Origin of the sequence: Longimicrobium terrae (genome assembly GCF_014202995.1) — a bacterium.
Lineage (GTDB): Bacteria > Gemmatimonadota > Gemmatimonadetes > Longimicrobiales > Longimicrobiaceae > Longimicrobium > Longimicrobium terrae.
On record NZ_JACHIA010000004.1, the window covers coordinates 295,602 to 312,975 of the forward strand.

At 71.3% G+C, this 17,374-nt stretch carries 4 protein-coding genes; all 4 read left to right on the plus strand.

Features of this window, described 5'->3' with window-relative positions; genetic code table 11:
• Positions 1 to 2,192 precede the first annotated feature (2,192 nt).
• The 4 genes from HNQ61_RS10075 to HNQ61_RS10090 all read left to right on the plus strand — a co-directional run bounded on the left by HNQ61_RS10075 (position 2,193) and on the right by HNQ61_RS10090 (position 17,359).
• Positions 2,193 to 3,485, plus strand: coding sequence for a M20/M25/M40 family metallo-hydrolase (locus HNQ61_RS10075; protein ID WP_184430729.1), 1,293 nt, complete (start codon positions 2,193 to 2,195; stop codon positions 3,483 to 3,485).
• 546 nt (positions 3,486 to 4,031) lie between these two features.
• Positions 4,032 to 5,405, plus strand: coding sequence for a pyridoxal phosphate-dependent aminotransferase (locus tag HNQ61_RS10080; RefSeq protein WP_170035819.1), 1,374 nt, complete (start codon positions 4,032 to 4,034; stop codon positions 5,403 to 5,405).
• A gap of 85 nt (positions 5,406 to 5,490) precedes the next feature.
• The gene (locus HNQ61_RS10085; RefSeq protein WP_170035820.1) at positions 5,491 to 6,684 is read left to right on the plus strand and encodes a pyridoxal phosphate-dependent aminotransferase; all 1,194 of its coding nucleotides are present in this window, start codon (positions 5,491 to 5,493) and stop codon (positions 6,682 to 6,684) included.
• 766 nt (positions 6,685 to 7,450) lie between these two features.
• Positions 7,451 to 17,359, plus strand: a complete 9,909-nt coding sequence (locus tag HNQ61_RS10090; protein ID WP_183685622.1) for a non-ribosomal peptide synthetase — start codon at positions 7,451 to 7,453, stop codon at positions 17,357 to 17,359.
• Positions 17,360 to 17,374 lie beyond the last annotated feature (15 nt).

Genomic DNA, 17,374 nt, shown 5'->3' on the forward strand with positions numbered 1-17,374 from the left:
ACCACTTAAGCATCATGCATCAGGACCTGTCGGGCCTATGGCGAATGCTGCTTAGTGCCGATCGCCCTGATCTGGTCGCCAATCCTTCCCCGTGCAGGAGCTGCCTTGTGAGTCCGGTGTTCGATCCGCTTGGTTGATTGCTGACGCTCATCGGCCTCTCGTGCCGCGCTGCTGCGTTTCAGTGTCCGCGAGGTCGCCGCGCCTTTCGCGCTTTCGGCAGAGCCCGGCGTCTGAGTTCCTGTCTCCGCAGGATCTGCGGCTTTGTTCATGGAGTCAGGGATACCCGACTCGACGCGAACGGGCCCGAGCCCCGTACGAGCTTCGAAGTCTCGGACTGCGTCGTCGGATGCCACATAACCGCGGCCGCGGAACCGGCGCGCCTGCGGTGGTCCGAACAGACCATCATGGAACCATTGGCGTACCGTTGCCGGAGCTCGGTTGTAGCGGAGCCCTAGTGCCGCTACGTCATGAAGCCTCTGCAGCGGCTCTTCTGCAGCCTTTGGAGCTGTCGTGCCGGCTGACGCCATCGCAACTAATTCGGCGAGGGCCGCATGTGGCACAGCAACCGGTACTCCGGGTGCGGAATACGCCAGAAGGCCACGGCAGAGATCCAGCGCAGGAGGCATGGAACCGCTCATCGGCTCAACTCCGGACGCCAGCGCTGCGGGTTAATCGACGGGTTGCCACAAAGCTTCATCGCAACAGACAAATGAGTAGCGGCGGGCATTCGCTCTCTCGTATTTTGGGTTCCGCGTCTGCACGATGATACCCCATTTCATGAGGTCGGGGACGAGTTCGAACCCGCGAGGGAGAGTGCATTGCGTCGAAGAACGGGCTGTTCCCAACGCCGAATGGTTCATCTCCTGACCAAGGCCAGCGTGCGTGGAGCATAGGTGCACGCTTGACAAAACGTCCAGCAATTCCCGCTTGGGTCACTCTTGGTCGGATGTCCACTTCGATCGTCTCGATCCGCTCAAAATTTTGGGAAAAGCAGTGTTAGAAACAGTGCTTGGCGCTTATCTGCGCCCTCCAGCGCTCCTTTGTGCGAATCCGTAGGGACGGGACAGATTTCAGCGCGCACCTGCGAAATGCCTCGGCCTCCGACTCGTGGACCACTGACTAGAGCCAGCTTTATGCTGCTTCAACGGCTCATAATCGTAAGGTCGGGGGTTCGAGTCCCCCCCCTGCTACTGAGATGGATAGAGGCCCCGCAACGGTCAACGTTGCGGGGCCTCTTTGCGTTCTGACCCTCGCGATGACACGGCATCACAACCGGCTGGCGCGCTTAGCCGAGACGCGGCCGATCTCCGACGCGGTGCGGCCGGCCGGCGAGGCGGCCGATCCGGACGGGTTGCCCGGCATGGCGGTGTCTCCGGCCGCAGTCTTCCGCGGATGACGCCGTGCGCCGGGAGGGAGGATGGAGGCGGCGGCACGGTGCGGCTCGCGGTGGCGTGATACGGGCGATCGTGCGTCATGTGCGCATTCGAGCATGTGAATGGCCGCTTGGAATCATCGCGCCATTGTGACGTGCGGCATGCCTCCACCTGCGGTGCACCGCATCCCCGTGCGGATCAAGCAGTTCCTGCGTATCCACTTCGTAAACAATCAGTTCCGGTTTCCGGAATTTCCATTTCAAGGCGCTCTCTTTACGCAATAGCGTATTTTTCGCGCGCACCGCTCGATCGCGTCACTCATTGCGCCCGCTCACGGTGCCTCGCCGCGGCTGCCAAGCCCGGTCCGGCGGGCCTTCACCGGGACCCGCCAGCCGGACCGCTCAGGGCGCGCGCGGACCCGTTTCCCGCCCGGGCAGCCGATCTGGACAGCGGCTCCGCGGGTACTTGCGGGCAGAAGACGAGCGGCCGGTCCGTGAGTGCCGAGCGCGTTCGGAGCGCCCCCGGCCCGCGGCCGCGGACCTCCCGGCGCCCGGCATCCGCCGGGCAGCGGGCGCCGCGCGGGAAAGGTGTTGAATGCGGGCGGCGGAATGGGGAAGCATGCCTTGACGGAACGGATCGACGCGGCTATCCTCATCCAGTACCGAATAAAATGTCGTTACGGGTTATTTCTGCGGCTCCGCCGCGCCTTCGCGGAGATGCGGGGCGGCGGAGCGCCACGCAGTGCGGACCGCCTGTGGAGACGGCGGCGCGAGACGAAAACTCTGGCATGGGCCGGCGCTGTCGGCGGGAGACTCTGACGTGCGGCTTCCGGAGATGACGCTGCCCTCCCCGGAGGAGGATGCGCCGGCGCGGGACCTGTCGTTCGAGCGGTGCATCCAGTTTGCCGCGGACCTCATCCGCATCCCCTCGCTTCCCGGCGAGGAAGAAGCGGCGGCCAGGCGCATCGTGGACGAGCTGAAGATGCTCGGCTTCGACGAGGCGTACATGGACAACGCGGGCAACGCCATCGGCCGCATCACGGGCACGAGCGGGGCGCCAAGCGTGCTTCTCTGCTCCCACATGGACGTGGTGGACGTGGGCGACCCGGCGGCGTGGGAGCATCCGCCGTACCGCGGCGTGGTGGAGGACGGCTTTCTGCACGGCCGGGGCGCCATGGACCTCAAGGGCCCGCTGGCGCTTCAGCTGTACGCGGCCGCCCGGTTCGTGGAGGACCGGCCGGAGGGCGACCTGCTCTGCGTGTTCTCCGTGTACGAGGAGAAGGGCGGATGGGGGATGATGCACTTCATGGACACCTCCGGCATCCGCCCCGGCGCCGTCATCCTGGGCGAGGCCACGGGGCTGGACCTGTGCACGGGCCACCGCGGGCACGCGGAGCTGGCCGTGGAGATCCACGGCGTCGCCGCCCACGCCAGCACGCCGGAGCGCGGCCGCAACCCCAACGACCTCCTTCCGCACGTGCTGCTGGCCGTCCGCGACCTGTCCGACGCGCAGCCGTCGCACCCGGTGCTGGGCGCGGCCACGCTGACGCCCACCGTCATCGAGGTGTGGCCGCGCAGCGGCAACGTGGTGCCGGACCGCGTGCGCGTCACGCTCGACTGGCGGGTGCTTCCGGGGTGGGACGAGGCCGCCGCGCTGGAGCAGATCCGCGACGCCGTCGCCGCCCGCGTGCCCGAGGTGGAGGGAATGCGCGTGGAGGTGCTTCCCGGCCGAGCGCGCTTTCAGGCGTGGACGGGCTACGAAGAAGAAAACAGCAACTTCACGCCCGGCTTCCTGATGGAAGACGACCACCCGCTGGTGGTTGCGGCGGCGGAGACGCTGCGCGAGGTGCTGGGGCGGACGCCGGAGATCCGCCCGTGGAAGTTCGGCACGGACGGCGGGCACAGCTGCGGGACGCACGGCGTGCCCACCATCGGGTTCGCGCCGGGACGCGAGGCGCTGGCGCACACCAACCGCGAGCGGCTGGATCTGGACGAGGCACGCCTGGCGTTCGATGCCTATCCCGCGCTCATCCGCGGGATGCAGGCGGCGCTGGTGGCCGCGCAGGGAGTTCCCGTCCGCGGCATTCACCCGCCGCTGGCCGCCACCCACTGACCCGCCCCCCGCGCTCGGAATGCGGCGGGCAGGACCGGCTCGCGGGAGCGGAGAACCCGAACGGGACTCCGCGCATCCGGCGTTTCTCCTGGTCGATTCCAAGGGAGCCGCCGATCGTCCGCGGCGACACCAGCGCCGGGAAGCGGCCACCGGACGACACGCATGGCCGCGGCGTCGCGGAAAGGGAGCTGGCGGCGTTCGTTCCGGCGGATGCGGTGGCCTGATACGGGCGCTCGCGCATCCTCCGCCCGCGGTGATGACGTCCGCGCGGACGACGCGCCGGTGTGATCCGCGGAAGGGCGTTCGGCCCCGGCGGACCCGGGAATCGCGACTTTCGCCACCAGCCCGGCGCCGCGCCGGATTCACCCGTCTCCATCCGCCACTACTTCCAAGCCCCACCCGGCCGCACCCATGAACGCGGGACCGCTCGCACCGCTGGTGCGAGCGGGAGTGCATCCCCCAGCGGGTTTCGCCCCGGTTCGCCGGAACGCCGCTCCAACGGCCCCGGAGAACGCCGGCCCGCCCTTTACGCCACAGGATTCAAGCATGGTCCACGTCCTCCCCTCCGCGCCCCGGCTGGCGCAGCCGGAGCTGAACATCCCGGCCTTTACGCCCCGGTCCGGGCTGTTCACCGAGCGCGCGGGCCGCATCGGGACGGAGGAGGCGTTCAACCTGGGCGCGCGGGTCGCGGAGGTGGAGGCGCTGGGCGAACGGGTGATCCGCTGCAACATCGGCCAGCCGGACTATCCGCTTCCCCAGCACATCGCCGACGCGCTGAAGAGCGCGGTGGACCGCGGGCTTACCACGTACTGCGCGCCCGAGGGGATCGTGGAGCTGCGCCGCGCCGTGGCGGAGTCGCTGAGCGAGCGGCACCGGATGGACATCGACCCGGACCGCGTGGTGGTGTACCCCGGGCACCGTCCCGCCATCGGCTTTGCGCACCTGGCCTACGTGGAGGCGGGGGACGAGGTCGTGTATCCCTCGCCCGGCTACCCGCTGTACGAGTCCTTCATCCCGTACTTCGGCTCCGTGCCCGTGCCGGCGGTGCTGCGCGAGCAAGACGGGTTCGGCCTGACGCGCGAGGTGTTCGAGCCGCTGCTGGGGGAGCGCACGGCGCTCATCTTTCTGAACTTTCCGTCCAACCCCACGGGGAGCGTGGCGACCCGCGCGCAGCTGGAGGACCTGGCGGAGCTGATCCTGGAGCGGACGGGCCCGCACGCGCGCGTCTTTTCCGACGAGTCGTACGAGGCCATCAACTTCGACGGGCACGAGCACGTTTCCATCGCCTCCATTCCGGGGATGGAAAGCCGCACCATCCTGTCGTCCGGGTGCAGCAAGACGTACGCGTGGACCGGCGGGCGCGTGGGGTGGGCGGTGTACCCCACGGTGCGCGAGGCGCAGGTGGCCCGGCGGCTTTCCATCAACCACTTCGCGTCCATTCCGCCGTACAACCAGTGGGCGGCGGTGGAGGCGCTGACCTCGCCGCTGAGCATTCCCGCCATCCAGGAGATGGTGAAGGGGTTTCAGCGGCGGCGCGACCTGGTGGTGGCCGGGCTGAACGCGGTTCCCGAGTTCCGCTGCCACATGCCCAAGGGGGCGTTCTACGCCTTTCCCAACGTGGGCGGGGCGCTGGAGCGGCTGGGCGCGCTGGAGGCCCACGCGCGCCTGCCGGAAGAGGTGCGGGGCAACACGAGCCCCGCCACGCTCTTTCAGCTGTTTCTGCTGCACGAGCACCGCGTGGCCACGGTGGACCGGCGCTCGTTCAGCAGGCACGGCAGTGAAGGCCAGCATTTTCTGAGGATCTCGACCGCCACCTCCGAAGCGGACCTGGAGGAGGCGGTGCGCCGCATGGCCGCGGCCGCCGGCGACGAGGCGGGATTCCAGCGGTTCGTGGCGTCGGGCGCCAGGCTCACGCTCTGACCGCCGCTGTTCCGCCCCGCGCAGCACAACGAGGTGCTCGTGCGGTTCTTACCCGATGGTTCTGCAAAATCACCAAGGAGAAGCAATGGCCCGGCACGCGAAATATGTAGAAGACGTGGCCACGGCGATGTCGATTCGGTTCAACGGCTACGGCAACGCTCTGAAGGCGGCGGGTGAGGATGTGACCATCTGCTCGTTCGGCGAAGCGTACTTCGACATTCCGCTGCAGCCGTTCGACACGCTCCCGTTCCCCTCGCTGTACCACTACTCGGACTCGCGCGGGCTTCCCGGGCTGCGCAAGAAGCTGGCGGCGTACTACGACGGCCAGTACGGGGTGCCGGTGGACGCGGCCAGCGAGATCATCGTCACGGCCGGCTCCAAGCTGGGCGTGCACATGAGCTTCATGACGCTGCTGGAGCCGGGCGACGAGGTGGTGGTGCCGGAGCCGGCGTGGGTGAGCTACAGCGAGCAGGCCCGGCTGTGCCACGCCAACCCCGTCATGGTTCCGCTGGACGTGCCGGTGACGGAGCTGGGCAACTGGGTGACGCCGCGCACGCGCGCCATCGTCATCTGCTCGCCGCAGAACCCCACGGGCCGCGTGTACACGCGTGAGGAGCTGAAGTACCTGCACGAGGTGGCCCGGGAGCGCGGCATCTACCTCATCTCCGACGAGGCGTACAGCGACTTCGTCTCCACCGAGCCGTTCGTTTCGGCCGGGCTGGACGACCCGGAGAAGGAGCACACCATCATCTGCAACACGATGTCCAAGGGGTGGGGGCTCTCGGGGTGGCGCATCGGCTACCTGATCTCCAACGCCAAGGTGATGGAGCAGCTGCTGAAGATCAGCCAGCACCTGATGACGTGCCCGGCCACGATCCTGGAGCAGTACCTGGAGCGGCACTTCTACGACATTCTGGAGGTCACCAAGCCGCAGATCCGCGACGTGGTGGCGAAGCGCGCCGAGCTGGCCCTGTACATGGACGAGATCGGGCTGCGCCACATGGACGGCAGCGCCACCTTCTACTTCTTCGTCAGCCTGGACGGCTCCACCCTGGGCTCCGAGGCGTTCTGCATGCGCCTGCTGTCGGAAAGCAGGGTGGTGGCGGTGCCGGGCGTGGGATACGGCAAGTCGTGCGACGGCCACATCCGCGTGGGCATCGGCACGGAAAGCATGGACCGCATGCGGGCCGCCCTGCGCGCCATCAAGGCCCTGATCGACGCCACGCAGGACCCCGAACGCGCGGCGGAGCCGGCCAGCCTGGCGGCATCCGCGGCCTGACGCCCGCCGCTGGACACGGCCGTCCGTCCCCGAGCCCCCCTGCCGCCCCGCGCGGCAGGGGGGCTCGGCGCATGGGCGAGCCGCGCGCCTGCTTCGAGCCGTGGTCCGTGGACGCTCGCGCCTCCAAGGAGCGCGCCCGAAAGCCGCTCGGGCACAAGGTCAGCGGCCGGGGGCCGGCGACAAGTTCTGGAGGGTCGGCGACCCGGCCGGCACCGGGCGACGGCGGGAGCGGAATCCGGTGCTGAACGAGGCGCCGGACGCGCTCGCGGGCGGGGCCGGCCTCCGGCGGAAACCGGCGAAAGAGAGACAGCGTGGCGGCCCCGTTCCGGGCGCTCGTTTTACGCCTTGGATGTGGAAAATCTGGCGGGCCTGCTGCTCGCCGCGGGTGGCCGGGCGGCCCGTTTCCGCCATCCCCCGAAGGACGCAAGCAGCACCAGAATATCGATTTCTGACGGGGTTCCGTCACTTGAAATACGGCGGTCGGGGGTGTATACTCAACGCCTTCCCTGATGATTGTTTTCCGCCGGAGAATGAGGGGTCGCCCGCGGTGTTCAGCGGCGAGCCGCGGAGTCCCGTACGCCTGATGCGGACCCGCGAGAACGGCGAGCGCTCCACGCACCGCGAGCGCCGGCCGGACTTGTCATTTCTGCTGGTTGCCGTGTCATCGCGGAACCCACCCTTCCCGACCGCTTGCGCCTGAAGTGCCATGTCGACTGCCACGAACGAGCTGAGTCCCGCGCCGGGTGTGATTTCGGCACCCCCGCACATGAGCATTTCCGAGCTTCTGGACCAGCTGCGCGACCGCGGAATCGTCCTCGCCTGCGAGGGGGACGAGCTGCTCGTGCGTTCCATGAAGCGCGCGCTGGACGCGCCGCTGGTGGACGCGCTGCGGGCGCACAAGCCGGCGCTGCGCGAGCTGGTGCGGTCGGGCGGGTACGCGGCGGCCATGGTGGCGCCGCCGCGGCCCCCGCTGGTGGAGCTGACAGAGGCGGAGAACGAGGCGATCGCGGCGGGGGTGCCGGGCGGCGCGGACAACGTGCAGGACGTGTATCCGCTGGCGCCGCTGCAGGAGGGCATCCTCTTTCATCACCTGATGACCACGGAGGGCGATCCGTACCTGCTGGGGACGCTGCACGGCTTTGAGAGCCGGGCCGACCTGGACGGGTACCTGGGCGCGCTGCAGTCGGTGATGGACCGGCACGACATCCTGCGCACGGCCGTGGTGTGGGAGGGGCTGGCGGAGCCGCTGCAGGTGGTGTGGAAGAAGGCGCGCCTGGAGGTGGAAGAGGTGCAGCTGGACCCGGCGGGCGGCGACGCGGGCGCGCAGCTGTACGCGCGCTTCGATCCGCGCCACCACCGCATGGACGTGCGGCGGGCCCCGCTGATCCGCGCCCACGTGGCCGCCGACGCGGCCAACGGCCGCTGGCTGCTTCTGCTGCTGCGCCACCACCTGATCAGCGACCACGCCACGCTGGAGGTGCTGCAGTCGGAGATCGAGGCGCACCTGGCGGGGCGCGCGGACACGCTTCCCGCGGCGCTTCCGTTCCGCGACTTCGTGGCGCAGGCGCGCACCGGGGTGAGCCCGGAGGAGCACCACGCGTTCTTTGCGCAGATGCTGGGCGACGTGGAGGAGCCGACGGCGCCGTTCGGCGTGCTGGACGTGCGCGGCGACGGATCGGCCATGCGCGAGGCGCGGCTGGAGGTGGACGCCCCGCTGGCGGCGCGGCTGCGGGAACGCGCGCGGGCGCTGGGGGTGAGCGCGGCGAGCGTCTTTCACGTGGCGTGGGCGCAGGTGCTGGGGCGGGCCTCCGGGCGCGACGACGTGGTGTTCGGCACGCTTCTGTTCGGCCGCATGCACGGCGGCGAGGGGACGGCCCGGGTGATGGGGCCGTTCATCAACACGCTCCCCATCCGCGTCCGCCTGGGCGCCGTGGGGGCGGAAACGGCGGTGCGGCAGGCGCAGACGGTGCTGGCCGGGCTGCTGCGCCACGAGCACGCCTCGCTGGCCCTGGCGCAGCGGTGCAGCCGCGTGGAGGCGCCCGCGCCGCTGTTCACCACGCTGCTGAACTACCGGCACAGCGCCAGAAAGACGGGCGCGCACGCCACGCCGGCCCCCGCGGCGGACGTGACCCGGATGATCTACGCCGAGGAGCGGACCAACTATCCGCTGGCGCTGTCGGTGGACGACCTGGGCGAGGGCTTCCGGCTCAAGGGCCAGGTGATGCACGCGTCGCTGGATCCGGAGCGGGTCTGCGGCTTCATGCACCGGGCGCTGGAAGGGCTGGTGCAGGCCCTGGAGACGGCGCCGGGACGCGCGGTGGGGAGCATCGAGGTGCTTCCGGAAGCCGAGCGCGCCCAGGTGCTGCGCGGGTGGAACCAGACGGAGGCGGACTATCCCGCCGGCGTGTGCATCCACGAGCTCTTTCAGGCCCGCGCGGCGGAGGCGCCGGACGCGGTGGCGGTGGTGTGCGAGGGCGAGCAGCTGACGTACGGCGAGCTGAACGCGCGGGCCAACCGCCTGGCGCACCACCTTCGCGCCTTGGGCGTGAGTCCGGACGCGCGCGTGGCGGTGTGCATGGAGCGCAGCCCGGAGCTGATGGTGGCGCTGCTGGGCGTGCTCAAGGCGGGCGGGGCGTACGTGCCCATGGACCCCGCCTATCCCGCGGAGCGGCTGGCGTACCTGCTGTCCGACAGCGCGCCGGCGGCGGTGCTCACCCAGCGGGGCCTGCGGGACCGGGCCGGGAGCACGGACGCGCCGGTGCTGGAGCTGGACGCGGCCGCGCCGGCGTGGGCGGACCAGCCCGCCACGGACCCGGAGCGCGGCGGCCTGACGCCGGCCCACCTGGCGTACGTCATCTACACCTCCGGCTCCACCGGGCGTCCAAAGGGCGTGATGGTGGCGCACGCCAGCCTGGTGAACCTGGTGCACTGGCACCGCGAGGCGTTCGGCGTGGGGCCGGGGAGCCGGTCATCGAGCGTGGCCAGCCTGGGCTTTGACGCGGCGGCGTGGGAGATCTGGCCCACGCTGGCCGGCGGCGGCGTGCTGGCCATGCCCGGCCGCGACCGCGTGGACCCCGAGGCGATCCTGGACTGGTGGGACGGGCAGGCGCTGGACGTGAGCTTCCTTCCCACCCCCATGGCCGAGTACGCCTTCAGCCGCGGGGTGCCGGAGGGCGGGCCCAGGACGCTGCTGGTGGGCGGCGACCGGCTGCGGCGGGTGCCCGAGGGTCCCGTTCCCTTCCAGCTGGTGAACAACTACGGTCCCACCGAAACGACTGTGGTGGCCACGTCGGGGCTGGTGGAAACGGCGGAAACGCCGGGCATCGGCCGGCCGATCGCGAACACGCGCGTCTACGTGCTGGACGCCCGCGGCGAGCCCGCGCCTTTCGGGGTGGCGGGCGAGCTGTACATCGGGGGCGTGCAGGTGGCGCGGGGCTACCTGGGACGGCCGGACCAGACGGCGGAGCGGTTCGTGGCCGACCCGTACGGCGGCGAGCCCGGTGCGCGGCTGTACCGCACCGGCGACCTGTGCCGGTGGACGGCGGACGGGACGCTGGAGTTCGTGGGCCGGGTGGACCACCAGGTCAAGGTGCGCGGCTTCCGCATCGATCCGGGCGAGATCGAGGCCCGGCTGGCGGAGCACGGCGGCGTGCGGGAGGCGGTGGTGGTGGCGCGGGAGGAGTCGTCGGGAGAAACGCGCCTGATCGCCTACGTGGTCGGCGACGAGACGGCCGGAGCGGAGGCGCTGCGTGCGCACCTGGGCGAGCGGCTGCCGGCGTACATGGTTCCCGCTGCGTTCGTGCGGCTGGAGCAGATGCCGCTCACCCCCAACGGCAAGCTGGACCGCAAGGCGCTCCCGGCTCCTGAGGACGACGCCTTTGCGCGGCGCGGCTACGAGGCGCCGGCCGGGGAAACGGAAGAAGCGCTGGCGGAAATCTGGGCGGACGTGCTGGGCGTGGACCGGGTGAGCCGTTTCGACGACTTCTTTGAGCTGGGCGGCCACTCGCTGCTTGCCGTGCGGGTGATTTCGCGGGTGCGGCAGGTGCTGGGGGCGGAGATCGCGCTGCGCGAGCTGTTTGCCCTCCCCGTGCTGGCGGATTTTGCGCGGGAGCTGGAAGCGGCGGCGCACTCCGAGCTGCCGCCCATCGAGCCCGCATCGCGGGAGGGCCGGCTGGCGCTGTCGTTCGCGCAGCAGCGGCTGTGGTTCCTGGAGCAGCTGGGCAACCTGGGCGGCACGTACCACGTCCAGGCGCCGCTGCGGCTGCGGGGCGCGCTGGACCGCGAGGCCCTGGTTCGCGCGCTGGACGGGATCGTGGCGCGGCACGAGGCGCTGCGCACGACATTCACCGAGGTGGATGGCGTTCCGGAGCAGCGGATCGCGCCGGCGTCGTCGTCCCGCTTCGCGCTGGTGGAGCACGACCTGGCCCTGCGCGGGTCCGACGCCGAACTGGACCTGCGGCTGGCCGAAGAGGCGGATGCGCCGTTCGACCTGGAGCACGGGCCGCTCATCCGCGGAGCGCTCATCCGCCTGGCCGACGACGACCACGTGCTGCTGATGACGATGCACCACATCGTCAGCGACGGCTGGTCCATGGGCGTGCTGTTTGACGAGCTCGCCACCCTGTATGCCGCCCATGCGCGGGGCGCGGAGGCGCACCTTCCCGAGCTGCCGGTTCAGTACGCGGACTACGCGGCGTGGCAGCGGCGCTGGGTGGAGGGCGACGTGCTGCGGGCGCAGGGAGACTACTGGGCCCAGACGCTGGGCGGCGCGCCGGAACTGCTGGAGCTGCCCACGGACCATCCGCGGCCCGCGCAGGTGGACCACGCGGGGGCGCTGCTGGTGGTGGATCTGGACGAGGAGCTGACGGCGGCGCTCAAGGCACTGTCGCGGCGGCATGGGACCACGCTGTTCATCACCCTCCTCGCCGGATGGGCCGTGGTGCTGAGCCGGCTCGCGGGGCGGGGCGACGTGGTGATCGGCACGCCGGCGGCCAACCGCGGGCGGCGGGAGATCGAGGGGCTGATCGGCTTCTTCGTCAACACGCTGGCGCTGCGCGTGGAGCTGTCCGACGGGCCCACGGTGGCGCAGCTGCTGGCGCGGGTAAAGGAGCGGGCCCTGGGCGCGCAGCACCACCAGGACATCCCCTTTGAGCAGGTGGTGGAGCGGGTGGATCCGGCGCGCAGCCTGTCGCACGCCCCGCTGTTCCAGGCGATGTTCACCTGGCAGGACATGCAGCGCGGCGGCGGTCTTTCGCTCCCCGGGCTCCAGGTCGGCCGGGTGGGCGCGCCTTCCTCGCAGGTGCAGGCCAAGGTGGACCTGTCGCTGGCGCTGCGTGCGACGGAAGACCGGATCGTGGGAAGCGTGACGTACGCGACGGCGCTCTTCGATCAGGAAACGGTGGAGCGGTGGGCGGGCTACCTGCGGCGCGTGCTCCAGGAGATGGCCGCCGACGATCGTGTGAGCGTGGACCGGCTGGCGCTGCTGTCCGCGGACGAGCGCTCCCGGCTGGTGAACGAGTGGAACCGGACGGAGGCGGACTACCCGCGCGACGCCTGCGTCCATGAGCTGTTCGAGCAGCAGGCGGAGCGCACGCCGGACGCCGAGGCGGTGGTCTGGGAGGGCGAGAGCCTGACCTATGCGGAGCTGAACGCGCGGGCCAACCGCTTGGCGCACCACCTCCGCGCGCTGGGCGTGGGACCGGACGTGCGGGTGGCGATCTGCGTGGAGCGCAGCCTGGAGCTGCTGGTCGGCCTGCTGGGCATCCTCAAGGCCGGCGGCGCGTACGTGGCGCTGGACCCCGACCTGCCCGACGAGCGGCTGCGGACCATGCTGGAGGACAGTCGTCCGGCCGTGCTGCTGGCCAACGCGTCGCTCGCGGTGCGGCTGGGCGGAATGGACGTTCCCGTGCTCGCCGTGGACGCGGACGCGGATCGGTGGTCGGCGCTGCCGGACACCAACCCGGAGGGCGTGGGCGTGGGGCCGGACCACCTGGTGTACGTGATCTACACCTCGGGCTCCACGGGCCGCCCCAAGGGGGTGATGAACATCCACCGCAACGTGGTCAACCGCATCGCGGGCATCCAGCTCCGCTGGCAGCTCGCGGCGGGCGAGTCGGTGCTGCAGAACGCGTCGCTCAGCTTCGACGTTTCGGCGTACGAGCTGTTCTGGCCGCTGATGCTGGGCGCCCGCGTGGTGATGACGCGCCCGGACGGCCACCGCGATCCGGCGTACCTGGTGGAACTGATCCGGCGCTACGGGATCGGGACGGCCAGCTTCGTCCCTTCGTCGCTGCAGCTGTTTCTGGAAGAGCCGGGGGTGGAGGAGTGCACGTCGCTGGTGCGCGTGCCGTGCGGCGGTGAGGCGCTTCCGCCCGCGCTGGTGCGGCGCCTGTACGAGCGGCTTCCGCGGGCCACGCTGTACAACCGCTACGGCCCGTCCGAGGCCGCCACGGCGGTGGCGGGACCGGTGCGGGTGGCGGAGGAGATGAACGGCCCGGTGCCCATCGGCCGGCCCATGCCCAACGCGCGCGCCTACCTGCTGGACCGGGCGGGCGAGCCGGTGCCGGCGGGGGTGGCGGGCGAGCTGTGCATCGGGGGCGACGGGGTGGGCCGCGGCTACCTGGACCGTCCGGCAATGACGGCGGAGCGCTTCGTCCCCGACCCGTTCTCCGGCCAGGCGGGCGCGCGCATGTACCGCACGGGCGACCTGTCGCGGTGGCTGCCGGACGGGACCATCGCGTACCTGGGGCGGACGGACTTTCAGGTCAAGGTGCGCGGCTTCCGCATTGAGCCGGGCGAGATCGAGGCGCGGCTGCGGGAGCACCCGGGCGTGCGCGAGGCCGTGGTGCTGGTGCGCGAGGACGCGCCGGGCGACCGGCGGCTGGTGGCGTACGTGGTGGCCGACGAGACGGCGGGCGCGGAGGTGCTGCGGGCGCACCTGGGGCAGACGCTGCCGGAGTACATGGTGCCCGGGGCGTACGTGCGGCTGGAGCGGCTTCCGCTTTCGCCCAACGGCAAGCTGGACCGCCCCGCGCTCCCCGCGCCCGAGGGGGACGCGTACGCGTCGCGGGAGTACGAGGCGCCCGTGGGTGAGACGGAAACGGCGCTGGCGGAGATCTGGGCCGAGGTGCTGGGCGTGGAGCGGGTGGGGCGGCACGACGGCTTCTTTGAGCTGGGCGGGCACTCGCTGCTGGTGGTGCGGGTGATCGCGCGCATGCGGCAGCGTGGGCTGCACGCCGAGGTGCGGGCGGTGTTCACCGCGCCCACGCTGGCCGCGCTGGCGGCGGAAGTGGGGGGCGAGTCCGCCGAGGTGGCGGTGCCGGCCAACGCGATCCCGGCCGGGTGCACCCGCATCGTGCCGGAGATGCTGCCGCTGGTGTCGCTGGAGCAGGCGGAGATCGACGCGGTGGTGGCGGGCGTGGAGGGCGGGGCGGGGAACGTACAGGACATCTACCCGCTGGCGCCGCTGCAGGAGGGAATCCTGTTCCACCACCTGATGACCACCGAGGGCGATCCGTACCTGCTGGCCACGCTGTACAGCTACGGGAGCCGGGCCGAGCTGGACCGCTACCTGGGCGCGCTGCAGGCGGTGATGGACCGGCACGACGTCCTGCGCACGGCCGTGGTGTGGGAGGGAGTGCGCGAGCCGGTGCAGGTGGTGTGGCGCGAGGCCCGGCTCGTGGTGGACGAGGTGGAGCTTGATCCGGCGGACGGGGACGCGATTGACGGGGACGCGGCGGACGGGAACGCGGCGGAGCGGCTGTACGCGCGGTTTGATCCGCGGCACCACAGGATCGACGTGCGGCACGCCCCGCTGATGCGGGCCCACGTGGCCCATGACGCGGCGGGCGGGCGCTGGCTGCTGATGATCCTGCGTCACCACCTGATCAGCGACCACACGACGCTGGAAGTGATGCAGACGGAGATCGATGCGCACCTGGCCGGGCGCGCGCACCTGCTGCCCGCGCCGGTGCCGTTCCGCAACCTGGTGGCGCAGGCGCAGCTGGGGGTGAGCGGCGAGGAGCACCGGGCGTTCTTCGCGGAGATGCTGGGCGACGTGGACGAGCCCACGGCGCCGTTCGGGCTGCGGGACGCGCGCGGCGACGGGTCCGGAATGGACGTGGGGCGGATGTGGGTGGAGGCGGGGCTGGCGGCCCGGCTGCGGCGGCGTGCGCGGGCGCTGGGGGTGAGCGCGGCCACGCTGTGCCACGTGGCGTGGGCGCAGGTGCTGGCCCGCGTGTCGGGGCGCGATGACGTGGTGTTCGGCACGCTGCTGCTGGGCCGCATGACGGGCGGGGAGAACGCCGAGCGGATGATGGGGCCGTTCATCAACACGCTCCCGATCCGGGTGCGGCTGGGGAGCACGGGGGCGGAGGCGGCCGTGCGGCAGACGCACGCGCTGCTCACGCGGCTGCTGCGCCACGAGCACGCCCCGCTGTCGCTGGCGCAGCGGTGCAGCGGCGTGGAGGCACCGGCCCCGCTCTTTACCTCGCTGCTGAACTACCGCCACAGCGCGGCGGCGACCCCCTCAGGCTCGGCAGCGGCCGGGGTGGACGCGCCACAGGACGGGGTGCGGCGGCTGCGGGCGGAGGAGCGGTCCAACTACCCGCTCACGCTGAACGTGGACGACCTGGGCGGCGCCATGGGTCTCACGGCCAAGATCCGGGCGCAGGGCGAGGCGGGCCGGGTGTGCGCCATGATGCACACCGCGCTGGAGGGGCTGGTGGAGGCGCTGGAGCGCGCGCCCGGGCGGCCGGTGGGGAGCATTGAGGTGCTGCCGGCGGAGGAGCGGGCGCGGGTGGTGGTGGAGTGGAACGCCACCGGTGCGCCGTTCCCGCGCGAGGCGTGCGTACACCAGCTGTTCGAGGCGCAGGTGGAGCGCACGCCGGACGTGGTGGCGGTCACCGGGGCGGACGGGACGCTCACCTACGCCGAGCTGAACGCCCGCGCCAACCGCCTGGCCCACCACCTGATCGGGCTGGGCGTGGGGCCCGACGTGCTGGTGGGCGTGTGCACGGAGCGGGGGATGGAGATGGCGGTGGGGCTGCTGGCCGTGCTCAAGGCCGGCGGCGCGTACGTGCCGCTGGACCCGGACTATCCGGCGGACCGGCTGCGCTTCATGGTGGAGGACAGCAATCCCGCCGCGGTGCTGGCATCCGGCGTCCCCGAGGCGCTGGTGGCGGGGCTGATGGGCGAGACCGGGATTCCCGTCATCCGCCTGGAAACGGACGCGGATGCCTGGGCGGACCGGCCAGACACCAACCCGGCGCGGGCGGATGTCCATCCCGGCCACCTCGTTTACGTCATCTACACCTCCGGATCGACCGGCAGGCCCAAGGGGGTGATGAACCACCACGGCTGCCTGGTGAACCGGCTGGCGTGGGGCGCGCGGGCGTGGAACCTGGGCGCGGACGACGTGGTGCTGTGCAAGACCTCGCTCAGCTTCGACGGGCACATCCGCGAACTCTTTCTGCCGTGGAGCGTGGGCGCGCGGGTGGTGATGGCGCGCCCCGGCGGTCACAAGGATCCGGACTACCTGCTGCACGCCATTCACGACGGCGGCATCACCATGGTGAACCTCAACGGTTCTCTGCTGATGGTGATGCTGGAGCATCCGAGCATCGATCTGGCCGCGGGGCTGCGGCAGATGCTGGTGGGCGGCGAATCCTTCTCCGGCACCGGCCTGCTCCGGTTCCTGGAGCGCCTGCCGGGGACGACGCTGCACCACCTGTACGGCCCGTCCGAGGCGGCCACGGCGATGATGGCCCCCAACCTGGGGCCGGAACTCGCGCACCGGGTGGTGCCCATCGGGCGGCCGACCGCCAACTCGCGGGTGTACCTGCTGGACGCGCTGGGCAACCCCGTACCCGTGGGCGTCGCGGGCGAGATGTACATCGGCGGCGACAGCGTGTGCCGCGGTTACCTGGAGCGCCCGGCGCTCACGGCCGAGCGCTTTGTCCCCGATCCGTTCGCGGCGGAGCCGGGGGCGCGCCTGTACCGCACGGGCGACCTGGGGCAGTGGCTGCCCAACGGGATGATTGAGTTCCTGGGGCGCAACGACTTCCAGGTCAAGATCCGCGGCTTCCGCATCGAGCTGGGCGAAGTGGAGGCGCGCCTTCGCGAACACCCCGGGGTGAACGAGGCGGCGGTGCTGTCCCGTGCCGACGCCAGCGGCGAGAACCGGCTGATCGCCTGGTACACGGGCGATCCGTCGCTGGACCCGGCGGCGTTGCGGGCCCACCTGGGCGAGCGGCTTCCGGACTACATGGTTCCCGCCGCGTTCGTGCGGATGGAGCGCTTTCCGCTCACCCCCAGCATCAAGCTGGACCGCGCGGCGCTTCCGGATCCGGACGGCGGTGCGTACGCGGTGCGGGAGTACGAGGCGCCCGCGGACGAGACGGAGGAGGCGGTGGCCGAGATCTGGGCGGAGGTGCTGCGCGTGGACCGGGTGGGCCGCCAGGACGACTTCTTCGCGCTGGGCGGGCACTCGCTGTCGGCGGTGCGCGTGGTGTCGCGGGTGCGGCGGGAACTGGGGGTGGAGCTCGCCCTGCGCGACCTCTTCACCTGGCCCGTGCTCAAGGACTTCGCGCAGGAGATCATGGACGCCCAGCTCGCGCAGTTCGATCCCGAAGAGCTCGCCGCGCTGGTCGCCCTGGCGCGCGACCCCGCGGGCTGACGACGGCCCGCGACG